The sequence below is a fragment of the Geofilum sp. OHC36d9 genome (genome assembly GCF_052400685.1).
GTDB lineage: Bacteria > Bacteroidota > Bacteroidia > Bacteroidales > Marinilabiliaceae > CAZHHH01.
Genome location: NZ_JBQTGJ010000002.1, coordinates 428,600 through 454,400, shown reverse-complemented (window position 1 = coordinate 454,400; position 25,801 = coordinate 428,600). Strand labels below are relative to the sequence as shown.

The following is a 25,801-nucleotide window of genomic DNA, read 5'->3' as shown; positions in this document are numbered from 1 at the left end:
ATCGTATAACTTTTTAACAGTAACAGAGGTGAAACACCACAGTTTTAAGCTGCTCGCAGGTTTATTGATAATGATATTATCGATGTCCCTGACCTATGGGCAGTGTAGTAAGGATAAGGACGTGGTCTTTCAGCCTGGTGAAAAAATTTATTATCACGCCTTCTACAATTGGGCTTTTATCTGGTTGGATGCTGGATTAGTTTCTTTTGAAGTGGCGGCTGACAGATGGCAGGGGCTCGCGGCTTATCGACTCACAAGTATCGGGGTTACTCAGCATGGATACGACCGCTTGTTTTCGGTGCGCGATACTTTTGAGGTGTTTTTGTCGCCAACGACGCTTATGCCATACGAATTTAAACGTATTACCAACGAAGGCTCCTATTTTTCCAGACATCATTATTTGTTTAATTGGGACAAGAAGACGATTGCTGCAAGTATCTCAAAGGAGGGGGCGCCGGAGGAAAGCAAGGAGCTGAAATGGCCCGACTGCACTTTTGATGTGTTATCGATGATTTACCATGCTCGCAATATTGATTTTTTAAAATATAAGCCGGGCGATAGAATCCCTATTTCTTTATTGGTCGATGGTGAAATTTATTCGCTTTATATTCGTTATCTGGGCGAAGAAGTTGTTGAGGACCGGGAAGGTCAGAAATTTAGTTGCCTTAAGTTTAAGCCATTGCTGGTCGATGGAACTATTTTTCAAGCCGGAGAAGATATGACGGTTTGGGTGACTAATGACCAAAACCGGGTGCCTGTTATTGTTGAAGCAAAAATTTTGATTGGGGCTGTTAAGGCGGTTATGTCCGGTTACGAAGGACTGAAATTTCCGCTGTCGGCCAAGGTGAAATAATTAGTTGTGACGATTAAATCTGTAACAGTGAAATGATGGCTGGGGTATGACAACACAATATTTTATTGATAAAACGAATGAATGTTATTCTGCTTTGTACTCTGGCTTGCTAACAGCGGCACAATCGAGCGATCCTGAAGCGATTCATCGGTTTCGGGTGGATGTGAAAAATTTTGTAGGGTTGATGGTTTTTGTTTTTGAGCTTAAAAGGGATGCTCTTTGGCCTAATACGATGATTTTTCAATTGAAGCCATACTATAAATTATCCGGAAAAATTAGAAATATTAATGTTGTTAAAGATTTGTTGAGTGCTCATTTTGATGAGGTTCCCGATGGTTTTTATAACTATCTGGAGGGACAACTCCTTCGGCGGCAGAATGAATTTGAGGCACTTACTTCTGATATTGATCTTCCCAAAGCGGAGGATGTTAAAAATGAGGTGTCATTGTTGATGGCCGCTTCTACGTTTTCAAAAGAGTTGCTTGAAAGACATCTGTTCGATAATAAGGTCAAAGCATTAAGCCTCATTTCAGATAACAGTCCGGGTGAAGAGTGGCACGCGGCGCGTTCTTTTTTTAAACGTAATTATTTGTTGTCTAAATTGTTATTGGCTGAGGTGATGGATGACGTCAAGCTGAGTGAAAATCGCATACTGGAACAGGAGTTGGGATTTTGGCATGATATTGTTGTTCTTACCAAAACGTATGACAGGTACTTGTTGACAAACGACTGCTCGTCATCTCCATCTTTTAGGAAGCAGTTATGCGAATTAAAACAAAGCCGCGAAAAATTAATTTATCAATCCACACAGGAGGTTGTCTGAAGAGGGGTTGTTTCTTTATGAGTTGTGGCGGTTTCTTTCTCTGCGATTTTTGATGGTTGCTTCGGCAACTTAGGATGACTCTTAAAGGCTTTATAAAATTTCATTTGTTCGTAATAGTCCAGCTTTATTAATGTTGGTTGATTCAGAAACTGACGTACCCAAAAATTATTGCATCCATCTTTACTGAAATTCTGTAAGCCTTTTATCTTAAGAAAGTAGTCGGTTAATTCAAAGTTGGTATAGCGGTGATCTGTTATCTCATCTATTTGATCCAGAAGTCGTTGTTTTTCTTTTGGCCCGTCTTTAAAATATATTTTTTCAAGATGAGCCATGGCTCTATGAGTGACAAAATACTGAAGCATACTTTGTCCTGTCAGAAAAAGTAATGTTGCACATAGTAAAATTAAACCTATTATTATCAGCATATTCATCGTGGGGAATCTTTAAAGCCATCAGGATTAAGTCTGTTTATTGTTCCTGATTGTATCGTTCGTTTTATGAATTAAAATGTTAAAGGTTACATTTTTTTGATTAAAGGTTCATTTTTTTGATAAATCTTTAGCCACGTTATATTGAAAAGATGCGAAACCTTTTTTGTTTCAATAAAAGTAATGGACAATAAATGTGTATGCCATAGTGATTTGACAAGTGCCTTGTTATTGTTGACGAATTGAGCTAAATTAAGGATTACTGGTTGAAAGCAGATTCTCCGGATGAAGGTGGCTCCGCTCCGATAAGTTTTTTATTACGGCCATCAGTTGATTTTTAATTTCTGACTGTTCCAGAATATAAAACTTGTTTTTTAAATGTTTTGACAGATAAACCTGTTCCGGTTGTCCGGGAGTTGGAATTAAAATGGCTGTGCGATTTAGATAGGTTAAATCCATAATGGTTGAATAACCGGAACGGCTGATAATAACCGGCGTCTTGAGTAATATCGTTTTTAGTGCTGAATCAGTTAAGTGAGAAATATACGTTAAGTTGCCAGAGGTGATGTGTTGGTCTGGGATGTCAGGTCTCCCGGTCATAATCCATACGTTAAGCCGGGTTCGTTTGAGCACTTTGACGAGCTTGTTTCGGAGCACTGTTCGTTGCGGTTCGGGTCCTGACAATATGACGAGCACATCGGGGAAGGTGGCAATGTCTGTTGCCTGTTCGCATACCATGAAGCGGGATAGTGGCCCCCTGAACGAAGCGTTGGTTGGCAGTGGATAACGGTGGCTTAATTCGCCGCTTAAGTTTATGCCTTTATCATGATCAGGAATGATGCATTCGTCGAAAGGCTGGATGAGCGAACGAATGATGCAATGCACTGGGTATTCCATAAACGATAGTAACCACGGGAGCTTGATCATTAATTGATGCGTGATGATAATGCTGCGTATACCTTTCACTCTGGCCCCATATCGGTTGTCGGATACGATGCAGTGTGGCTTGTGCTTTTTTGCCAGTTGGCGTATTATCCGGCGCTCTTTCCTGGGCCATCCAATCAAATGTGGCAGCTGAAACAACATCTTAATCCATAAAGGTCCGGTTTTTTGATAACGAATTTTGGGACCGGGGAAGAATGCTGTTGTTATCCCCGGAAAAGTTATCTGAAAGAACGAGGTTACCGGTATTTCCCCCGCAATCACAATTTTAAACCCTTTTTGCTGAAGTTCATGAACAATTGGTACACAGCGGGTAGCGTGTCCCAGGCCCCAGTTTAGCGGGCAAACCAATGCTGTTTTAGTTTCGTTCATCTGTTGAGGATGTTGTCAGGCAGATACTTGTACCGCAATGCCCAATTCCCTTATTTTATCAGCGATAATGTTCAATTCTTTTTCTGAAATTTTTTCAAGTGTATCAACCGGAGTATCCCTGGCTATGGTATATACCATGACTTCACGCGGCGCTATTTTATTAATAAGTTGCAACCAGGCTGTTAATTCTTCCGGCTGGGTGTTGTCAATATTTTGCCCCTTGTAGGAGCCTTTAACAAATAAGGTCTGGATGATTACGTGTCCATTAAATTGTTTTAACTGTTCTACTGTTTTATTAAGGCTGAAATGTCCAACCGGTTGGTCTAGTAGCTGAATGGTTGATGCTAGACCTGAGTCTAGTTTTTGAATGTTATCATCTACTTTTAAAAGAGCATTAAAGACCTTTTGAGAGCCTATTCTTGTGGCGTTAGATAATACGGCGACGCGAGCGTTCGGACATAGTTGATTGCGTAATTCTATGGTGTCGTCAATAATGCCGGCAAATTCCGGATGAAGTGTTGGTTCCCCGTTTCCTGCAAAAGTAATGACGTCGGGGAGGTTTTGATCTGCCCCCATTTTAGTCAACATTTGTTGAAGCGCTTCTTTGACTTGAATTCGGGTCGGTAGTTCTGCTTTAGGTGCTGTTTTGTCAGGGTTAAATCCACATTCGCAGTATATGCAGTCAAAAGAACATAGTTTTCGATATGTCGGTAACAGGTTGATGCCCAGTGAAACGCCCAGTCTGCGGCTTTTTACAGGCCCAAATATGATTTCGTTAAAAAGAAATGTTGACATGAATTTTTTGGTAAAGGTAGCAGTTTTACATTAAAGTTATCAGGTAACGGGCAGCGTGAAGCTAAATTTGGATCCTTTGCCAGGCTCTGTTTCTACCTGTATTGTTCCTCCCAAAAGTTCAATATATCCTTTGGATATGGCCAGGCCCAATCCGGAACCTTTGGCTGCTTTGGAATCTCCCACCTGAATGAAACGTTCAAAAATGGCAGCTTTTTTATCTGTCGAGATGCCGATGCCACTGTCTTCTACGTATATAATTACCTGGTTATTCTGTACGTAGCATCCGGCTTTTATGTAACCACGTTGCGTGAATTTTAATGCATTTTTGATGAGGTTGGTCAGTATAGCATCTACTTTATTGCCATCGGTGTTTATGGTAATGTTGCATTCCTTATGGTTTACATCAAAAATTAAGTTGAGATTTTTGCTTTGTGCTTCCGGTTTAAAAAAGTGTATGATTTCGGTTATTCGCGCTGGAATGTTGATAGGCGTTTTGTTGATTGTTACCTGGTTGGCTTCAATTTTTGAGATATCGATGAGGTCATTGATGATGGCCAGCAGTCGTTCGCCGCTTTTTTCAATTATATCCAGATATTCGTCTTTTTCTGTGGTGTTGAGTTCCGGGTCCCGAAGTAATTGCGTGAATCCGACAACCCCGTTTAGCGGTGTCCTGATTTCGTGACTCATATTGGCCAGGAAGGCGCTTTTCAGACGATCACTTTCTTCGGCTTTTTCGCGTGCGTGCAGGTGTAGAGTCATTTCTTCTTTTAAACGTTGGCTGATTCTTCTGGTTCCTTGAATTTTTTTCTGTAGTGCCTTGGTTAATGAATGATTGGCCATAACCATCACGAGGTTTAGTAATAAATAGTTTAAACCTATAGTGCCTGCTGATGCCGGCTCAATGTCATACAGAGAAGTGTTGTCAAATAAATTAAAAATTGAGCCGATTACCAAGATGATGAAAACCAGTATATTGCCAAAAAAGGTGATAAGCCCGGCTTTTTTATTGATGAGTAACGATGACAGCACTGAAAAGCTTACCAGATAGATGAGTCCTGGCCCCATCCATCCCATATAACCCAAAAGGACCAGCCCCAACGAATAGAGTGTGAAAAGTATGAGTCGTTTTTTGTGACGAAAATGAATGGAATTTGTGAAGGTGATGGCATAAACCATGATAAAAGCAATGGTATCGTACACTGCAACCATGATGAGGCCTGTCTTGACCGACATAATCAGGCTTGGAATATAAACAATAAAAGCCAGTGGCAGGATATAAACCATTAGTTCGGATAAAAACACAGATTGCCATTTTTCAAGCGGCCCTTTCGACGACGAAGGTGCTTTGAATTGCTGCTTGACAAACCTACGGTAGCTTTGCAGTATGGTTAAAAATCGATTTTTTTTCACGCTTTTATTGCTCTATAATTCACTGTTGTAACGATGTGAGTTTACATAAAAATTTTCTGTTTTGCAATGACGAATCAGAGTCCGGTACATAAATAGCTTGTTGAAAGGTATTGATTATATTCATTGTTTTAGATTTATATTTAACCAACAGATGATCGAATTGTTGATAAAATCCTGTGGTAGTGATCTGATAAGCTATTGTTTGGAGGGAAACCCTTTTCGGATGAAAGTGTAGGATTAATTCCATTTTGTTATCTTTGACAGGATAAAATAAAAGTAAGGATGTTTTTCAGAGATATCGTTGGTCAGCAAGCTGTAAAGGAACATTTAATCCGAATGGTTAAAGATGGACGTGTGAGTCACGCTCAGCTTTTTACCGGAGGTGAAGGCGTTGGTACATTGCCTATGGCAATGGCTTTTGCTCAGTATTTGAATTGTTTGAACCCGGGTGAACATGATGCCTGTGGTACCTGTAGCTCATGTGTTAAGGCTGCTAAACTGATTCATCCTGATATCCATTTTGTTTTTCCTGTAATTAAGGATAGCAGTACCACTCCGGTTAGCGATAACTATTTGTCAACCTGGCGTTCTGTTGTTACCGAAGCACCTTACTTTAGTCTTGATCAGTGGTTTGGGCGTCTGTCGGATGCCAAAAAAACCGGGATGATATATTCTGAGGAGAGTGGTAATATCATCCGGAAACTGAGCATGAAAAATTTTGAAGGCCGGTATAAAGTGATGATAATCTGGCTGCCTGAAAGAATGAATGATGCGGGGGCCAATAAATTGTTAAAAGTTTTGGAAGAGCCACCTTCGGATACCGTTTTTATCATGGTTTCTGAGCGGCCGGCATCATTGCTGGCAACTATTTTATCCAGAACCCAGCAATTACATTTTCCCGGTATTGACAACAAGGAGATGGCCGCATCGTTGGTGCAGCGCTACCATGTTTCGTCGGAGCAGGCTGATTTGGCAGCCCGTTTGGCGCGGGGTAATTTCGTGAGTGCTATACGCAACATTGGTGCAGTGGAAGATAGTCAGGGGTTTTTTGATTATTTCGCTGATATGATGCGCGCTTCCTACTCGCGTAAAATTTTTGAGGTGATGAGATGGGTGGATGTCGTTTCTACATGGTCGCGGGATAAGATAAAAGCTTTTTTAGATTATGCAATTAATATGCTGCGAGAGAGCTTTATTTTTAACTTTCAGCAAAGCGAACTTAATTTTCTGACGCCTCAGGAAAATGCTTTTGTTCAGAAATTTGCCCGTTTTATTACCGATCAGAATGTGGGTCGGATGGTTGAAGAACTTGAATTGGCGTATGCGCACATCGATCAAAATGGCCATGCTAAAATGGTATTGTTTGACACATTAATTAAAATTATCCCGCTGTTTAAAGCTTAAACGTGGGATTCATTCTTCCCGTTAACGGGAAATTTCAATATATAACCAGTGCATAAAGGCACTATAAACCTTTGTTACAAATGGATATTAATACGATAGAACAGAAACCTGCCAGCAAATGCAGTACCTGTGGAGACAGGTGTGGGAAGCTGGAGGTTTTTGACTGGCTGGGCGATTTGCCGGATATGCCCAATGGTTCTGATATTGTTGAAGTGCAGTTTAAAAATACCCGAAAGGGGTTTTATCGCAATACCAGCCAAACAAAGCTGATGAAAGGTGATATTGTGGCGGTTGAGGCTTCGCCGGGACACGATATAGGCACCATTACCCTTACTGGTGATTTGGTGCTTTTGCAGATGAAAAAAAATAATCTTTCGCCTTCCAATTATGAGTTTAAAAGGGTATACCGGAAGGCTAAATCTGTGGATCTCGAAAAATGGGAGGAAGCCAAGTCGTTGGAACGTGAAACGATGCTTGAATCGCGAACATTTGCACAGCGCCTGGGGTTGAACATGAAAATTGGTGATGTTGAATATCAGGGCGATCGAACCAAGGCCATTTTTTATTATATAGCGGACGAACGCGTTGATTTTCGGGAATTGATAAAAGTGCTTGCCGACCGTTTTAAGGTGCGTATCGAGATGCGGCAGATAGGTGCCCGTCAGGAAGCTGGACGTATCGGTGGAATTGGACCATGTGGGCGTGAGTTGTGTTGCAGTACCTGGCTCACCAGTTTTAAATCGGTTACCACCAATGCTGCACGTTATCAGGAAATATCTCTCAATCCTCAAAAGCTTGCCGGTCAGTGTGGTAAGCTGAAATGTTGTCTGAATTACGAACTGGATGCCTACCTGGATGCACAACAGGATTTTCCAAGTACTTCTATCCCTCTTGAAACAGAAGACGGTACGTTTTATCATTTTAAGACCGATGTGTTTAAGCGACTGATGTGGTTTTCGTCTGGCCGCGATAGTATTGGCAAAGTGGTGATGCTGTCAGTGGATAAGGTGAAGGAAATTATTGAATTGAACAAGGCTGGTAACCGGGTTAAAAAGATTGAAGATGAAGTGGTAATGCCCGAAGCGGCCCCTGAAATAGGCTATTCAAATGTGGTTGAAGAGGGAAGTTTAACCCGTTTTGATGAAAAAAGTGGCAAGCGGCCCAGCAAGCGGAGAAAGAAACGAAAGCCTTCAAATCGTCGGGCAAATAGTGATAAATCGGAAAAGAAGAAAAATGAAAATTAGTTGGTTATTAGGTTTGGTATTGCTGTTCGCGGCCTGCGGTCCAAAAATAATTTATGAAAAGCAGATTCTTTTTGGACCCGAAGGCTGGAACATGAATCAACCGGCTGTGTTTGAGATGACCTTGAGCGATACAACAGATATTATGGACTTTGGGTTGACCTTTAATCATGGTAACAATTATCCTTACAGTAATTTATGGGTGTTTTTAACCATTCAGGGTCCAAATGGGGTACAGAAAAAAGATACCCTGGAAATGATACTGGCAACCGTTGATGGACAATGGCTGGGAGAAAAATCAGGCGGTGAATATTCACTTTCAGCAGCTTTTCAGCCTCATGTGCGGCTGGCTGAGCCTGGGTTATATCGTTTTGAAGTACAGCAAGGTATGCGTAATGAAATCCTTAACGATTTTAAATCGGTTTCTTTTTGGGTGCGTTAGGTAGTGCGTGTCCGAAAAGTGAGGGGTTGAGCCAGAAAGTTCAACGTCAAGGCTGGCGAAGTCCGAAAAATTGTACTTACTAATGTAACTGATCACTTTGAGGACTAGCATAACGCAGAAGTTGTTTTTTTGTAAGCACTAGTTCGTAATTATTTTAAAATGTAAAATTATTTTCGTGGCAAAAAATAAGTTGCAGAAATTTGCGGAAATGGATGCCTTCTCTCATGTCATTCAGGCCAGTTTTGATGAGGTATTTCGTAATGACTACAAATTAAAAGGTCTTTGGGCTAAAAATTTCTTTAAGAATGATCATCCTATAATATTAGAGTTGGGCTGCGGTAAAGGTGAGTACACCGTTGGATTGGCCGACCGTTTTAAAGAGACTAATTTTATTGGAGTAGATATAAAGGGCGCCCGGATGCACACAGGCGCTTGCCAGGCTGTCGACAAAGAGTTAAATAATGTGGCCTTTATCCGTACTCGTATTGAATTGATCGATTCTTTTTTTTCTGCCGGCGAGGTGTCAGAAATTTGGCTTACATTCCCTGATCCTCAAATGAATAAGGCTAAAAAGCGGTTGTCTGGCACTCGTTTCTTAACCATGTATGCCCATTTATTAAAGCCTGGGGGTAAAATTCATTTGAAAACAGACAGCAATTTTTTGTACAACTACACCCGTGAAATGGCCAAGGTTAATAAGTTGACGGTCTTGAGTGACTATAATGATCTGTATAATAGTGATTTTGTTAACGACATCCTTTCTATTCATACCTATTATGAAGAACGATTTATGTCTCACGGTATTCCCATTAAATATTTTAGTTTTTTGCTCGATAATGTCAATCCTTTAATTGAACCTGAGGTGGATATCCCTTTTGACGAATACCACAATGCAGGCCGCAGCGTGAAATTTTTAAATGATGGCGAAGAAAGGTAGTCGAAAGAACATCGGGTCTGATTTTTTTGAACAGGTTTATTCTGTCACACGTTGCATTCCGCATGGGAGGGTGACATCCTATGGTGCTATTGCCCGTTTCATTGGCGCACCCGGAGCAGCTCGTATGGTAGGGTGGGCGCTCAATAAATCGGGTGGACGTGAACCTTTTATTCCGGCTCACAGAGTGGTTAATCGCAATGGGCTCCTGTCGGGCAAGTCCCACTTTCCCGGTTCCGACACCATGCAGGAAATGCTTGAGTGCGAAGGTGTAAAAGTGGATGATAACTGTGTGGAGAACTTTGAAGCTTTATTTTGGGACCCGTCGAAAGAGCTGAAGCCTTTTAGTTAACTACAAATAATTTTTGTGTAAACGAATTAACAGCCATTTATATGTATGAATATGTCTCCGGTAAAATAGTTGAAAGTAGCCCTGCTCATGTGGTTATTGAAAATAATGGGTTGGGATATTTTTTGAGCATTTCGTTAACAACCTATACAGCTATCAAAGAGCTTAAGGAAACCACTCTTTTTGTTCACGAAAACATTCGGGAGGATGCTTATTTATTATTTGGATTTTATAATCAGGAAGAACGAATGTTATTTCGGCAACTGATATCAGTTTCGGGTATTGGCGCTAACACTGCGCGCATGATGCTTTCATCAATGCCACCCAGTGAGTTAAAAGTCGCTATTATAACTGGTAATGCCAATCAGTTGAAAGGCATTAAGGGAATCGGTTTAAAAACAGCTCAACGAGTGATTGTTGAGCTGAAGGATAAATTGGGAAAAGAGGGGGGTGACGAAAAATTATTTATGACGACAGACAATACTGTGCGCGAAGAAGCGTTATCTGCTTTAGTGATGTTGGGTTTTGCCCGTGCAGCATCGCAAAAGGTGGTCGATAAATTGTTGGTAGCAGAGCCAGGTAGTAAAGTGGAGCAAATTATAAAGCAGGCGCTGAAAATGCTTTAATACCTGACATTGAATTTTCCAGATATTGAGAAAAAAAATAAGACATAATTTTTTAATTGTTGCTTCAATATTTTTGTTTGTGGCAGTTGGCGCTGAACAGCATGTGCCTTCTCTGCAAACCGAACTTGTTTTGCCCGTTTTTTCTGATGTTGATTCGTTGGAAAATGAATACGATGCTTCACGTTATGCTGAACCCATAACGGATGTTCAGCAACCTTATGCAGATAATGATTCACCGGTTTCGTTGGACGACCCTTCGAACGTGGACTACAGCGCAGAGTATGATCCTCAAACAGGATTAGTTACATTGTATCGTAAAATTGGTAATGTGAAGATAATGCTGCCCTATACTATGTCACTTGACGAGTATAACAACAGCGAGATGCGCTCGTCTATGCAACGATATTGGGAAAGTAAAAATATGGATGCCGCAAACGGTGGGCAGGCCGGCCAATTTCGTGTAAATAACGAGGTGTTTGAAAGTGTGTTCGGATCCAATACCATTAATATTCGTCCTCAGGGGACTGCTGAGTTAAGGCTGGGCGTGAACCATACGGTCATTGATAATCCGACACTGCAGGAGAAAATGCGAAAGACAACCACGTTTGATTTTCAGCAGAAAATTCAAATGAATATTCGCGGTAGTATTGGCGAGAAGCTTAAGCTGGGCATTAATTATAACACGGAAGCGACTTTTGATTTTGAGAATCAGATAAAGCTTAATTATGAAGGTGGAGAGGATGATATCATCAAAAAAGTGGAAGCCGGGAACGTTTCTATGCCTTTACCGGGAACATTGATTACCGGTAGTCAAAGTTTGTTTGGGGTAAAAACCGAGATGCAGTTTGGTAAATTGACCATTTCAACCATATTGTCGCAACAGAAAGGCGAAACTTCAGTGATGAATATCCAGGGAGGTGCCCAAACGAGTGAGTTTGATATTCCTGTAAATGAGTACGATGCCAATCGTCATTTTTTCTTGTCACATTTTTTTCGCGATAATTATAACAAGGCACTGAAGAGTTTACCAGTTATAAATTCGCCGTACACCATTACTAAAATTGAAGTATGGGTGACCAATAAGTCCAGTAATTTCGATAATTCCCGTAATATTATTGGTTTTACCGATTTGGCCGAAAATAACGAGAATATTTCAAATTCAAGATGGACGGCTCAATCGGGTGTTAACCCGTATAATACCGCCAACGACCTGTATAAGCAAATGACCACGACGTACAGTGGTATTCGTGATATTAATCAGGTCTCTACATTGTTGTCGGAGTTTAAGATTGCCTCTGATTATGAGAAGATTGAAAATGCCAGATTGCTCTCTGAGTCGGAATATACGCTTAATAGTCGTTTGGGATATATCTCGCTCAATAGTGCATTGAATAATGATGAAATTTTGGCGGTGGCTTATGAGTATACCTACAATGGAAATGTTTATAAGGTGGGTGAGCTGAGTAATGCTGGTTACGATGCGCCTAATACTTTGATTACAAAGTTGATTAAAGGAACGGCACTAACACCTGCCCATCCCACCTGGGATTTGATGATGAAAAATGTTTATTCGACTGGCGCTTACCAGTTGAGCTCTGATGATTTTTCAATGCAGGTAACCTATCTGAACGATTCAACGGGTAGTTATATTAATTATTTTCCCGAAGGAACGACGGCTGAGCAGGGGGGCGTTAAGGGTGAGCTTTTTATCTCAATTCTTGGCCTTGATAATCTTAATAGTAATATGGAATATACGCCTGATGGCGTATTCGATTTTGTGGAGGGTTACACCATTATACCAGCACAAGGGCGCATCATTTTTCCGGTTTTGGAGCCGTTTGGAGAAGATTTAACAACGCACCTCCCAACTCAGGCGCTAAAGGATAAATATGGCTTTTATGAACTCTATAATTCAACACAAACGGTGGCCGGACAAACGGCTGAGAAAAATAAGTTTAGGTTGAAAGGATCCTATAAATCGGAATCAGGATCTGAAATATCACTAAATGCTTTTAATATACCGCAGGGGTCGGTTATTGTTACTGCGGGTGGTATAAAATTGACCGAAAATGTGGATTATTCCGTGAATTATACCGCTGGAACCATACAGATTCTTAATACTGGCTTGTTACAGTCGGGAAGTCCTATTCAGGTGTCACTCGAGAGCCAATCAATGTTTAATTTGCAAACTAAAACACTTATAGGTAGCCATTTTGATTATCGTTTTAGTGATAATTTTAATATAGGTGCTACGATTATGCACCTGAGCGAACGTCCCCTAACACAAAAGGTGGCGTATGGTGACGAGCCGATTTCAAACACGATATGGGGCCTGAATACTTCTTTTTATACCGAATCCAATTGGCTGACTTCGATGATAGATAAGCTGCCATTGCTTGAGACACGAACACCTTCTTCGATTTCTTTCGAAGGGGAATTTGCTCAGTTGATTCCAGGTCATCCCAGTGTTATTGATGAGTCTGGAACTTCTTATATCGATGATTTTGAAGGAACAAAAATTCCCATCGACTTAAAGCAATGGACGTCATGGAAATTGGCCAGTACGCCTCAGGGCCAAGAGGACCTGTTCCCAAATGCCAGTTATTCCAACGATCTTCGTTATGGATTTAATCGGGCTAAACTGGCCTGGTATGTCATCGATCCATTGTTTTTAAGAAATAATTCATTAACGCCTTCACATATCAGGCGTGATGCCGACGCCCAATCCAACCATTATGTGCGTGAGGTTTACGAAAGTGAACTGTTCCCTTTGCGCCAGGCAGCTACAGGCGAACCTACCAATATCTCGGTTTTGAACCTGGCTTATTATCCCAGTGAACGCGGCCCTTATAACTTTGATCCTGATTTGACATCCGATGGTCGTTTGAATTCACCAGAGAAACGATGGGGTGGAATTATGCGTAAGATTGACACGCAGGATTTTGAAGCCTCCAATATTGATCATGTTGAGTTTTGGGTGATGGATCCATTTATTTATGATGAAGGAACACATCAGGGTGGCGACCTTTACATCAATCTTGGTAATATTTCTGAAGATATATTGAAGGATTCTCGGAAGTTTTTTGAGCAAGGGTTACCTGGTCCCGACGAAGCTTTTGATGTTGATTCTACCACCTGGGGCTATGTTCCTAAAACCCAAAGTCTGGTTAATGCCTTCAGTAATGATGCAACCACGCGTTTGATGCAGGATGTTGGTCTTAACGGGATGAATTCTGATAAAGAAAAGGATTTTTATTACGATAGTTATCTTGATGTCATCAAGAGTATTGTTAGTCCACAGGCTTATCTGGAGATTGAGAGTGACCCGGCAGCCGATGATTTCCATTATTTCAGAGGCAGCGATTACGATGCCGATGAAGTGAGTATTCTTGACCGTTATAAAAAGTACAATAATCCCGAAGGAAACTCAAAGCCGTCGGATGCTTCGGGCGAATCATATGCGACGGCCGCAACTACGTTGCCCGATGTTGAAGATATCAACAGTGATAACACTTTAAGTGAATCGGAAAGTTATTTTCAGTATCATATTAATCTTCAACCCTCCGAGATGGAAGTCGGTAAAAATTATATCACCGATATGGTGTCGAGGGATGTGAAATTGGAAAATGGGAATACCGAAACCGTTAAGTGGTATCAGTTTAAGGTGCCTGTTAATTTGCCCAACGATACTATTGGCAATATTGAAGATACCCAGTCCATCCGTTTTATGCGTATGTTTCTCCGTAATTTTAGCGATACCATAATTTTACGTTTTGCTTCGTTGGATTTGGTGCGGGCTGAATGGCGTAAGTATGAGGATGAATTGCCCAGTGCCGATGACAATGCAATTATTAATCCCAATACCGAGTATACGGTGTCGGCTGTTAATATCGAGGAAAATGGTGACCGTGAGCCGGTTAATTATGTTTTACCACCAGGCGTCGACCGTGTTGTTGATCCTTCAAATCCAACCCCTCGTGAATTGAATGAACAGTCGCTTTCGATGACGGTGAATAATTTAGGAAGTAATGATGCCAAGGCTGTCTATAAGTCAATAAATATGGATTTGCGACAATATAAACGTATCAAAATGGATGTTCACGCCGAGGCGTTGTCCGGGAGCCCTTTGGCAGATGGAGAAATGCGTTTGTTTATCCGACTGGGAACCGATTATCAGAATAATTATTATGAATACGATATTCCTTTGGAGTTAACCCCCTACAGCTCTTCGTACAGTAATAGCAGCACGGCTGATCGGTACGCAGTGTGGCCTGAGAACAATGCCATTGACTTGCCATTTGAGTTATTGCAACAAACCAAATTGAAGCGAAACGACCTCATGCGTACGTCAGACGCCTCGGTTAGTTTGAATGATGTTTTCGAATGGGCCGGTGACGAAGACAATCCATCAAGTTTGGTACGAATAAAAGGTAACCCTAATCTGGCCAATGTAAAAACGTTGATGATTGGCGTACGCAATGCCACTATCACCGAGAAATCGGTGGAGGTGTGGGTGAATGAACTTCGCTTGTCCGATTTTAATGAAGATGGTGGCTGGGCTGCCAATGCGCGTCTGAATGTGAAGCTGGCTGATTTGGGTTCGGTGTCGGTAGCAGGAAGTGCTAGTACGGCCGGTTTCGGTAGTATTGATCAGAGTGTGACCGACCGTAGTCAGGAAAATTCTTATCAGTATGATGTTGCCACCAGTCTGGAACTGGGTAAGTTGCTGGGACCAAAAAGCAGACTCTCTGTTCCTTTTTATTTTGGAATAAGTGAACAGGTCTCTACGCCTGAATATTATCCTCTCGATCCCGATATCAAGTTGGATGTTGCCCTTAAAAATGCGGAGAATAAAGATGCCCGTGATAGTATCCGCAATATTTCACAAGATTATACCAAGCGAAAAAGTATTAGTTTTTCTAATGTCAGGATTCAACCTAAAGAAAATGATACAAAATTTTATTCTCCGTCAAATATCAGCGCTACCTATAGTTATAATGAAACTTATAGCCGCAATATTGACACGGAATATCTTACCGATAAAGATTATAGGGGCGTTTTGGCCTATAATTTTGTAAATCGTCCAAAACCCATTGAACCGTTTAAAAAAATTAAAGCTAAGTCGTTGGCCATCATTAGGGATTTTAATTTTTACGTGGCCCCGACTCAGGTGAGTTACCGCTGGGAAGTCACCAGAGGTTACCGCGAAGAGCAGTTACGTAATATCAGTAATCCCGGGTACAATATTCCGGTCTCTGTCGATAAGGATTTTTATTGGAATCGCTATTTCGATTTGTCGTATAATCTGACAAAGGCGCTCAAAATGAATTTTAAGTTAACCAACAATGCCTCGATAGATGAACCGGAAGGAGTGGTTAATAAGAAATTGTATGCCGATGAGTACGATTTATGGAAAGATTCTGTGATGCATAATATCCTTAATTTTGGCCGAACCACAGGCTATCAGCACAATTTGAATGCTAGTTATACTTTGCCGGTAAATAAATTGCCATTACTCGACTGGACTTCCGCCAGCGTTAATTATGGTGCTACCTATAGCTGGCAACAAGGCCCCATTACTACACTCGATTACGATTGGGGTAATACCATACGTAACTCGGCTACCTGGCAAGGCAATGCCCAGCTCAATTTTAATACGCTTTATAATAAGTCGAATTATTTGAAAGGATTGAACAGGGTTTCTTCACGTCGAAATAGCAATCAGCCCGAGACGATTCGGTTTACTCAACACAACCTCTCCATGAAACAAGGTGACGCGTTTCGGGTCAATCATAAGTTGGAAACAACGGATGTTACAATTCGTGTTTTTAACGAATCCGGGCAGCCGGTAAGAGGTCGGCAGACAGTGATCGACGCCAATACATTGACTTTTGTGCCTGAGAAGGATGTGGCCTCTGCACGCGTTATTGTTTCCGGTAAGAAGAGTACCCAACCGCAGTTGTTCGATAAGGTTAAGGAGTTTTCGGCACGACTGGTTACAAGTGTGAAGAGTATTTCGGCCACCTATAATAGAAATGGGGGAACGGTGCTGCCTGGTTATTTGCCGGAAGCCGATTTTTTGGGCAGTCAGTCGTTGGGTCGCTCTACCAGTGCGCCTGGACTTCCTTTTATCTTGGGTTGGCAGGATCGCGATTTTGCCTACAAAGCCGTCGACAATGGTTGGCTTACCACCGACACCACCCTCAATTCGGCTTATATGATGACCAATACCGAGGATTGGACCTTTCGGGCAACCATTGAACCCATCAAAGGGTTGAGGGTTGATCTTACAGGAAATCATCGTACCAATAATAATTTGTCGGAATATTATCTGTTTGACAGCAATGGATTTAAAGGAGCTTATAATACCATTGAAAATGGGAGTTTTTCCATGAGTTTTAATATTATTGGAACGGCTTTTAAAAGTGTTGATAAAACAGGAACCTATCAGTCAGATATTTTTGATCAGTTTTTGAATAATCGACAGGTGATTGCACGACGGTTAGGACAACAGCGAGTCGGGATGGTGCACCCCAGTTCCGGATTATATGCCGACCCCGATTACGCTTTCTCACCTTTGGCAGGTGTGGTTTATAATCCGGATGGTTCAGATCCTAGTTTCCCGGTAGCTAGTGGAACTGATGGTTATAGCCTTACGTCACAGGATGTTATGATTCCTGCTTTTTTAGCAGCTTATTCGGGTAAACGGGCCAGTGATATTTTTCTCGATGTGATGCCTTCTTTAGCTTATATGAGTCCTAACTGGCGGATTACTTACGACGGGTTGTCCAGAATTAAATGGTTCCAGAAATACTTTAAATCGATAGATGTGAGTCATTCTTACCGTTCTGTATATACGGTAGGTAATTACCAGACAAATACCGATTGGGAAGAGTTTCGCGATGGCTTTAGCTTTGTACGGGACGCTCAGGGTAATTTCGTTTCCAAATATCAGATTTCAGGCGTTTCTATATCAGAGCAGTTCTCCCCGCTTATTCAGGTTAATATGACCTGGAAGAATAGTCTGACCACTCGGGCTGAGATTAAGAAAAGCAGAATATTATCACTTAGTTTGAGTAATAATCAGCTGATAGAGAATTATAGCAATGAATGGGTGGTGGGATTAGGTTATCGGTTTGATAAAATGGATTTGATTATTGGCTCTAAAGATAAGGCTAAAAAGATGCCTACTGACCTGAATTTACGTGCTGATATTTCGGTACGTGATACATATTCTATTATTCGACGCATCGAAGAGCAATTGAATCAAATGACCGCAGGGCAGAAAATTGTGACGCTCAAAATGACCGCCGATTATGCCTTGAGTTCGCGTTTTAATATTCAGATGTTTTACGACCGGAATATGAGTTCTCCCTATATTTCGTCCAGTTACCCGGTAACAAATAGCAGCTTTGGAGTTAGTTTCCGGTTTTCCCTCGCGCAGTAAATCTTTTTTCTGGATTAATAATCGGTTTCCCATTGAAGAAACTGGATTATTTGAGTTCACGTTTTCCGGTTGGAAATCAGATAGGGCATAACTATTATAGTTCAATCCCAACGGCCTTGCTATTATTTTTTGGATTAGGATATGTTTCTGTCCTTTTTATAGGTTGCTCTGACTAAACTCCGTTTTTCTGGAAGCGTTACTGTAATAATTGTATACCTCTGTCCGGGTGGTTTAATTGGCTTAAAGCGTGTATTTTATAGGGGTTTATATTTGCCGGACAATCTGTTGTTTCTTCGTTTTGAGGCTTTAAGTTTTTCTTCTGATGTTTTTGTTTTTCCGTTTTACTTTCACGCTGATAAAAAATACTTAAATTTGGTGCATAATCATATTAATATTAAGGACCATGAATTTACCTGAAAATTTAAAGTACTCAAAAGATCACGAATGGGTAAAAACAGATGGCAACATTGCCATTGTCGGAATTACCGAATTTGCCCAGAGTGAATTGGGTGATATCGTATTTGTGGAGATTGAAACAGAAGATGAAGATTTAGCCAAAGAGGAAGTCTTTGGGACTATTGAAGCTGTTAAAACGGTGTCAGATCTTTATATGCCTGTTTCAGGGACTGTTATTGAAGTTAACGAGGAGCTTGATGCGCATCCCGATTTGGTAAACAAGGAACCCTACGATGGGGGCTGGATGATTAAAATTGAGATGAAAGATCCCGCTGAGCTTGATGCTTTGATGACTGTGAACCAATACAAAGAGCACATCAGTTAACAATAATTAAAGCCTCATGTAATAATTTTATTATGTGGGGCTAATCTATTTTTCAAGCTTTTTTTCTTTCTCTTGTTTAAGAAAGTTATATAGGGTTGATTTGCCGATGTCCAGCAACTCTGCTACTTTTATTACACTGCGGTATTTTTTCAGATAAAATCGGAAGATTATTTCGTTGTATTCTTTTAGGGTGTGTTCAACTCCCGATAAAAAGGTTGGCTCTTCCGAATTGGTAAATGTGAGATGCATTTCATCTACTTTGTCTCCGTTGCTTAGTACTGCTGCCAAATCTATTATTGTTTTTAGTTCTCTGATATTGCCCGGATATGAATGCTCAAGTAACTTTTTACGGGCGCGGGCTGTTAGTCCCTTCTGCGGCAGGTTGTTCTCTTTACAAAAGGATTTTAAAAAATGTTCTGCCAGTAAAATAACATCTCTTTTGCGCCTTCGTAGAGCGGGTAAATAGATGGGTAGGCCTGCTAATTGGTAAAATAAACTTTTGTTGAAATGGGTGGATTGTAAGAACCAGCCCGGTTCCATTTGCGATGATGTAATCACCCGAGCCTTAAACAAGTGTGCCTCGTAGCCATTTTTCCGATAAAAACGGTTTTCCTGTAATACCTTAAGGAGTAATAGTTGCACTTCCTGTGTTAGTTTGTCAAAATTTTCAATGTAGAGGGTTCCGTCATCAGCTTCTTCCAACTTACCATGGTGTGTAATGGGAGTTTTTTCCATGCCGTTTTTGTCCACGCCAAATAGCTCCTCCATCTGGTGATCGGGAAGCACTGTGTCGGCACTGAAGACGACAAAGGGTGAAGCTTGTCTGGAGGAGTTGTAGTGAATTGTCTTGGCGATAAATTTTTTTCCGGAGCCGGTTTCGCCATACAAGGAAACGTTAAGGTTGAAGATTTTAATGGCTTTTTCTATCAGTTGTTCAACTTCTTTAATGGCTGAGCTTTCGCCGATAAGAATGTCCTGAAAGTGAAATCGGCTGGTCACCTGATGCCGCAAATCGAAGACTTCTTTTTGTAGTTGGTGTTTTAGTTTTAAATTTTTTAAGCAATTCTGAAGGCGGTTTTGAAGTCCGTGATCTTTGGCTATATACTCGTAGGCCCCTTTTTTCAGAAGGTCTACCGCAAGATTAATGTCATCCTGTCCTGATATTATTACTATGTCAACATCCGGATTAATTGTTCTTATTCTGTCAAAAAGCTCTATTCCTCCAATGTCAGGGAGCCCCAGGTCTAACGTAATGACATCAGGATTTTGATGCAATTGGTTTAGAAGATCTTTGCCCGATGAAAATATATATACCGACAGTGAGGCGTCGAGGGTTAGAATGCGTTCTATAATCGATGAATATAGGGGATCATCTTCTACAATGAATATTTTCATGGATGATTTGTTTGTGCTGTATTTTATGAACGGCTTAAATTATTTATAAAATTTAATTTTTTGGGTGATAATATAAATGTTTTTTTGTGCGGAAGCGATCTTTTTAGTTGATGGGTTAACTTTGGGAGTGAATTAATATTTTGGAGCAGTTTTTTGGATTTTCTGAAACGACGATGGGAAATTATTCTTCTGATGCTTCAACCTCTTGTCGAGTTATTGTATCAGATTTTTTGTGCGCGAAGGCCCACTGAAGTGCTTTATTGTCGATAAAGAGGCTTCTTCATCTGTATAATTACTAAATTTAAACAGTTTATGACTTGTTTAAATGTTTGTCTCTTTTGCCGTTTTTTGTGATTGAATAAAATATTTTTGTCAAAATTCTGTTTTATTACAATACGATATCTATACATTTTATGCGAATAAAAATATTAATTATATTTTTTGCCCTGTTAGGGCTTGGTGCTTGTTCGACACAAAAGAATACGTGGCTGTCGCGTAACTATAACGCAATGACTGCACGTTATAACACGCTATATAACGGTACGCAAAGTTTTAAAAGGGGTGAACAACAATTACAACAAGGCCGGCAGGATAATTATATGGCTATTTTGCCGCTCTTTCCTTATTCAGGCTCTGCACAGGAAGGCATGGTGACAGGCGATATGGAGCGTGCCATAGCAAAAGGCTTAAAAGCTATTCAGAAGAAAGCGATTAAAGTGAGGCCAAAAAAAATGCCGGACAGAAATGATCCTCGTTACGAAGCACTGGTTAACAAGAGAGAGTTCAATCCGGCCATCGACGATGCTTATTTATTAGTTGGTAAAGCGCAGTTATATAATCATAATTTTGTAGAGGCGCAGTCTTTTTTGGATTTTGCTTTTCGCGAATTTCCAGGTGACTGGGCGCAATATGAGATTTTATTATGGCAGGCCCGGATTCGCATGGAGACCGGTGATTGGGATAATGCCAAGGTGTTGCTTGATCGTTATGATGCGATGGGGCAGGCACCACTAAAATACTATGGTGAATATGCTGCTACGTATGCCCAATGGTTTATTGGTATGAAGCAGTATAATTTAGCCATCCCGCTTTTGATGGATGCTGCGGAAATGGCACCTTCGCGTTGGGATAAAATTCGACGTTTTTATGTGCTGGGGCAGTTGTATCAAATTACAGGCCAACAGGATGCTGCAATGGTGGCTTTCCGGCAGGTGATTCGTTTGAATCCGCCATACGAAACGGCTTTAAATGCCGGTATTGCTCATGCAACAGCCATGGCTGTTGCAACACATGATTTCGCAGCTGCGCGCAGCGAATTGGAAAAAATGGTAGGGCAGGTCAAAAATGAAGATTTTCGCGATCGGCTATATTTTGCTATTGCAGAGACTTATATGAGTGAACAAGACACGGCTAACGTTGTGCTGAATTTAAAACTGGCAGCTGGATATAATAATGGTAACGAAAATGTGTTGCGTGAAACTTATTTGTTCTTGGGTGATCTGTTTTTTAGCCAGCAGCGCTATATTTCTTCTTTTGGCTATTACGACAGTACTCTCGTTATGATGCCGGTTGACGATGAGCGTTATAAGGATGTTAATTTTCGCCATCGTGGCTTGAAAGATTTAACGACACATCTGTTGGTTGTTCAGCATGAAGACAGTTTGTTGCGTCTGGCAGCATTATCTCCGGAACAACAAGTGACTTTTGTGGAAGCCATTATTGAGCGGGAGCGATTGAAACGGATTGAAAAAGAGCTTAATATGGAAAGTTCTGATTTCGGCTCGGATCAGTTTTTTAATAATTCAACAACAGGTCTTTCTAATAATACCGCAAACCAAAGTGATGGGAAATGGTATTTTTATAATACTACGACGGCGAGTATGGGAAAGATGGAGTTTGAGCGCAAATGGGGTCGGCGCTCTTTACGCGACAATTGGCGGCGATCTGATTTGGGCGCTGCTGAACCTCAGGTGCAAACAGCCGATGTTCCTGAACAACGCGAAGAAAGGGATATGGCGGGAATGCCGGAAATGCCTGGTATGGAGGAGGCTGATAGTCCTGGACAATCAGGTGGATCAGCTTTGCCCGACAAGAAAAGGTTGTTGGATGGGATTCCTTCTACACCTGAGCAGATTGGTGCTTCCAAAGAAAAAATGGCCCAGGCTTTGTTTCAAGTCGGTATGATTTTTTACGATTATTTTGAAGCCTATGATGAAGCCGGGAATTCTTTTAATCGTTTTTTGGATGAAAATAAAAGTCATGAATTGACAGAGGAGGTGCTTTTTTGGAATTATATGGCTTGCGCTAAAACGAAGAATGAAGCTTGTATGAATCAAATGCGTCAGCAATTGACGGCTTTATATCCGGAAGGGAAATATGCGGCCTATGTCAATGATCCTGAATTTGGCGACCGTCAGTTGGCTTTAATGAAAGAGATGAATGAAACATATAAGCAGGCATTTGAAGCCTATAGTAATCTGGATTTTACGACTACCCGACTGCTGACGTCGAAAGTGGCTGAGGAGGCTGAAGATCTCGCTCTTGTTCGAAAAGCTCTTCTTCTGCGGGCTATGGTAGAAGGTAAATCAGGTAACTCGCCCGGCTTTGAAAGGGAACTGATGGTTTTATCCACAGATTATTCTGAAACGGAGGAAGGTCTTTTAGCTCAGCGTTGGCTTGATATGATGCGGGAAGGACGTCAACCTGTGAAACAAACGTTTAATAAGGAAACTGATGATTCTTCGATAAATGCGAATCTATCAGATGATGAGGCAACGGATGACAATCTGTTTAAGTATGAGCCTCAAAAATTACATTTTGTTTGGTTTATGGTTGAACCGATGGCAGACATTAATCGTTTGTTGTTTAATGTGGCTGACTATAATTTTAGCCGATTCCTGGTTTCCAGTTACGATATTTCAATTGATAAAATACCATCAGGCCAGCGTGCCATTGTTATTGGGCCGTTTAACAACCGTGGGGAAGCAATGGATTACTATTTTGCTTTGAGGTCACGTACCGAAGTTTTTAAAGTTGATAGTGCCCGCCATATTTTGTTGTTGAGTGGTTCCGAAAATAATCGCAATACGTTTATGTCATCGGGCGATGTTGCAGGCTATAGTCGGTTTTTCTCTTCTTATTATCTGGAAGGTGGAAAAGGCATGAATATTGATTTAACATTTGTTGGAACGACGGTTGTAGCCGAAGATTCCATTGCTAATACGCCACTCGCTGCACCGATTTCTATATCGCCTGAGACGGCAATAATAGATGAGGCCGTTACGGATACTGAAGCTCTTCAGACATCGCCTCCTTCCTCAGATACTCGTTATAAGTCTGAAGGAATGGGTACTTTGTTGGTCCAGGTTCCACAACGTACCGACTTGCGACGTGTTGCCGGTTTTATTACCGGACAAGCCTATAATAATTTTAATATCCGTGTGTCGGTGAAGCAGTTGACTCTTTCGGGCGGCGAAACGTTTGTTTTAGTGGAGCCTTTTCCCAATGAGGAAATGCTGAGTAAGTTCGCAGACTTGTTGCGTGGAAACACTTTTTGGCAATCGCAATTGAAAGCCGCAAGTTGGCCAATGGTTCCGGTTAATGCGTTTAATCTGGATGTGATTAAGAATGAAGGTTCGATTAATAATTATTTGGATTGGATTGAGGCCCGTTAATGGTCCGGTTTTTGAACCTTATCTTTCGATTTTGCGGGGTGAGCTTCTTTTATGATCACATTTAGTAATCTGTAAAATTTTGGTTGATGGACAATAATCAGGAATACCATCTGTTGTGGGTGGATGATGAAATTGAGCATTTAAAATCACATATTTTCTTTCTTCAGGAGAAGGGGTATAAAGTAGATACCGCAACCAATGGTCGTGATGCTCTCGACATGCTCGTCGAATCTGATTATAGCCTTGTGTTTTTGGATGAGAACATGCCTGGGTTAAGTGGCTTGGAGACGCTGATGCGCATCAAAGAGAAGCTCCCGGGCTTACCTGTTGTTATGGTGACCAAAAGTGAGGAGGAGGAAATCATGGATCAGGCCATTGGCAGTAAAATTGCCGATTATCTGATTAAACCCGTCTTGCCTAATCAGGTGCTGTTAACCATCAAAAAGAATTTACGTCGGCAATCTCTTATTAATAAGAAAACAACGACCGATTATCAGTCGGTATTCTCTAAAATTGGCTTACGGCTTAACGATCGGTTGAATGTTGATGACTGGTATCAGGTATATCGTCAGCTGGTGTTTTGGGAACTGGAACTTCATCAGGCTGACAGCTCTATGAATGACGTGCTCCTGATGCAAAAGACGGAGGCCAATCTTCAATTTTCTAAATTTATTAAGGAAAACTATATCAATTGGTTGAAAAATGATGAGGGGCCACTTATGTCTCACCGTCTGATGCGTGACCGTATTGTTCCTTTACTTGATAATGGTGAGAAGGTTTTGTTTGTCGTAATTGATAATTTCAGATACGATCAGTGGGAGGTTATTCGTCATGAGTTAATCCCATTGTTTAATGTGAAACGTGATGAGTTGTATTTTAGTATCTTACCCACCGCTACGCAGTATGCCCGTAATGCCATTTTTTCGGGTCTTATGCCATTGAATATTCAAAAGATCAGACCCGATTTATGGGCGAACGATGACGATGAAGGAAGTAAAAATCAGTTTGAAGAGGCTCTTATTAACGATTATTTTGTTCGTAATAGAAAAAAGGTCAATGTTTGGTATCAAAAAATTAATGACAATGAAGGCGGCCGCAGGTTGCTGGATAATTATACGCGAATCAGGGAGCATGACTTATCGGTGGTTGTGGTAAATTTTGTGGATATGCTGTCGCATGCCCGTACCGAGATGAAAATGATAAAGGAATTGGTCGCTGATGAGGCAGCTTATAGGTCTTTAACCCGTTCATGGTTTTTGCACTCGCCATTCTATGAATTGTTGAAAAAAGTATCCGGTGAAAAGATTACACTTGTTATTACTACCGACCATGGCACTATACGAGTGCAGAATCCGCTGAAGGTAGTGGGGGATCGTAACACCAATACTAATTTGAGATTTAAACAAGGTAAAAATTTGGCTTATTCCGATAAAAGTATTTTTGAAATTCGCAAACCGGAAGAGGTTTATCTCCCACGTCCCAACGTCTCGACTTCTTATATTTTTGCGACAGGAACTGATTTTTTTGCGTATCCTAATAATTATAATTATTACGCCAGTTACTATAAAGATACTTTTCAACATGGAGGTGTTTCTATGGAGGAAATAATGGTCCCATTTGTTATTTTGAGTCCGCGCGCTTAACTTTGAATTTCTTTATCAGTCTAAGTATTTAGAGTGAAATAGTGTGTTTGACATGTTGTTCACGACTTGTGCAGCATTAAAAATGTGGATCTTTTTTTATGACCATTTTAAAAGCGGGAGTAAAGATGGAATTGCTGTTTTTGGCTGATACTGGTGAGGCATTTTATTGAAGCAATATAGAAAAATCAGGGTGAAACAGCTTTTTTTGCCTGCTGCAGTTAAGCATCACGATTGCATAAAGG

At 41.0% G+C, this 25,801-nt stretch carries 17 protein-coding genes; 12 read left to right on the top strand and 5 right to left on the bottom strand.

The features are described 5' to 3' along the window. Positions 1–28 precede the first annotated feature (28 nt). Together ACT3CD_RS04595 and ACT3CD_RS04590 are read left to right on the top strand one after the other, a co-directional pair. Complete coding sequence (locus tag ACT3CD_RS04595; protein ID WP_444643362.1) at positions 29–853, top strand: DUF3108 domain-containing protein; 825 nt, start codon at positions 29–31, stop codon at positions 851–853. Between the two features lie 46 nt (positions 854–899). Then, positions 900–1,676 carry a CHAD domain-containing protein gene (locus ACT3CD_RS04590; protein WP_444643360.1) on the top strand — a complete coding sequence of 259 codons (777 nt, stop codon included), beginning with the start codon at positions 900–902 and terminating at the stop codon, positions 1,674–1,676. Here the strand turns inward: ACT3CD_RS04590 and ACT3CD_RS04585 are convergent. From ACT3CD_RS04585 to ACT3CD_RS04570, 4 genes are all read right to left on the bottom strand, one after another. Then, a complete protein-coding gene (locus ACT3CD_RS04585) occupies positions 1,652–2,107 on the bottom strand; it encodes a hypothetical protein (RefSeq protein ID WP_444643358.1) in 456 nt (151 codons plus the stop codon). The two genes, ACT3CD_RS04590 and ACT3CD_RS04585, sit on opposite strands and share 25 nt — an antisense overlap. 249 nt (positions 2,108–2,356) lie before the next feature. Beyond that, a complete protein-coding gene (locus ACT3CD_RS04580) occupies positions 2,357–3,418 on the bottom strand; it encodes a glycosyltransferase (protein WP_444643356.1) in 1,062 nt (353 codons plus the stop codon). Positions 3,419–3,433: 15 nt separating this feature from the next. After that, entirely contained in the window at positions 3,434–4,213 is a 780-nt protein-coding gene (locus tag ACT3CD_RS04575) for a radical SAM protein (RefSeq protein ID WP_444643355.1), read from the bottom strand. A 39-nt stretch (positions 4,214–4,252) separates the two neighbouring features. Further along, positions 4,253–5,623 carry a sensor histidine kinase gene (locus ACT3CD_RS04570; protein ID WP_444643354.1) on the bottom strand — a complete coding sequence of 457 codons (1,371 nt, stop codon included), beginning with the start codon at positions 5,621–5,623 and terminating at the stop codon, positions 4,253–4,255. A 282-nt stretch (positions 5,624–5,905) separates the two neighbouring features. Here ACT3CD_RS04570 and ACT3CD_RS04565 point away from each other — a divergent pair, with 282 nt between their 5' ends. The 8 genes from ACT3CD_RS04565 (at position 5,906) to gcvH (ending at position 18,847) form a co-directional block, all read left to right on the top strand. Next, positions 5,906–7,027 (top strand): DNA polymerase III subunit, encoded by a 1,122-nt coding sequence (locus ACT3CD_RS04565; protein WP_444643352.1) that lies wholly within the window; start codon positions 5,906–5,908, stop codon positions 7,025–7,027. 80 nt (positions 7,028–7,107) lie between these two features. Then, the gene (locus ACT3CD_RS04560; RefSeq protein WP_444643351.1) at positions 7,108–8,271 is read left to right on the top strand and encodes a PSP1 domain-containing protein; all 1,164 of its coding nucleotides are present in this window, start codon (positions 7,108–7,110) and stop codon (positions 8,269–8,271) included. Further along, positions 8,261–8,710: a gliding motility lipoprotein GldH gene (locus ACT3CD_RS04555; protein WP_444643349.1), complete on the top strand. Its 450-nt coding sequence runs from the start codon at positions 8,261–8,263 to the stop codon at positions 8,708–8,710. Before ACT3CD_RS04560 ends, ACT3CD_RS04555 begins: the two co-directional genes overlap by 11 nt. A gap of 175 nt (positions 8,711–8,885) precedes the next feature. After that, positions 8,886–9,647 (top strand): tRNA (guanosine(46)-N7)-methyltransferase TrmB, encoded by a 762-nt coding sequence (gene trmB, locus ACT3CD_RS04550; protein ID WP_444643348.1) that lies wholly within the window; start codon positions 8,886–8,888, stop codon positions 9,645–9,647. Continuing rightward, positions 9,631–9,996: an MGMT family protein gene (locus ACT3CD_RS04545; protein WP_444643347.1), complete on the top strand. Its 366-nt coding sequence runs from the start codon at positions 9,631–9,633 to the stop codon at positions 9,994–9,996. The genes trmB and ACT3CD_RS04545 overlap by 17 nt, the downstream gene beginning before the upstream one ends. Positions 9,997–10,037: 41 nt before the next feature. Next, entirely contained in the window at positions 10,038–10,619 is a 582-nt protein-coding gene (gene ruvA, locus ACT3CD_RS04540; protein ID WP_444643346.1) for a Holliday junction branch migration protein RuvA, read from the top strand. Between the two features lie 79 nt (positions 10,620–10,698). Beyond that, entirely contained in the window at positions 10,699–18,066 is a 7,368-nt protein-coding gene (gene sov / locus ACT3CD_RS04535) for a T9SS outer membrane translocon Sov/SprA (protein ID WP_444643344.1), read from the top strand. A gap of 403 nt (positions 18,067–18,469) precedes the next feature. Beyond that, positions 18,470–18,847: a glycine cleavage system protein GcvH gene (gene gcvH / locus ACT3CD_RS04530; RefSeq protein ID WP_444643342.1), complete on the top strand. Its 378-nt coding sequence runs from the start codon at positions 18,470–18,472 to the stop codon at positions 18,845–18,847. A gap of 45 nt (positions 18,848–18,892) precedes the next feature. Here gcvH and ACT3CD_RS04525 read toward each other — a convergent pair whose 3' ends face one another. Then, positions 18,893–20,242 (bottom strand): sigma-54-dependent transcriptional regulator, encoded by a 1,350-nt coding sequence (locus ACT3CD_RS04525; RefSeq protein ID WP_444643341.1) that lies wholly within the window; start codon positions 20,240–20,242, stop codon positions 18,893–18,895. 413 nt (positions 20,243–20,655) lie between these two features. Here ACT3CD_RS04525 and porW point away from each other — a divergent pair, with 413 nt between their 5' ends. Together porW and porX are read left to right on the top strand one after the other, a co-directional pair. After that, complete coding sequence (gene porW, locus ACT3CD_RS04520) at positions 20,656–23,916, top strand: type IX secretion system periplasmic lipoprotein PorW/SprE (RefSeq protein ID WP_444643340.1); 3,261 nt, start codon at positions 20,656–20,658, stop codon at positions 23,914–23,916. An 86-nt stretch (positions 23,917–24,002) separates the two neighbouring features. Next, positions 24,003–25,559 carry a T9SS response regulator signal transducer PorX gene (porX, locus tag ACT3CD_RS04515; RefSeq protein WP_444643338.1) on the top strand — a complete coding sequence of 519 codons (1,557 nt, stop codon included), beginning with the start codon at positions 24,003–24,005 and terminating at the stop codon, positions 25,557–25,559. Positions 25,560–25,801 lie beyond the last annotated feature (242 nt).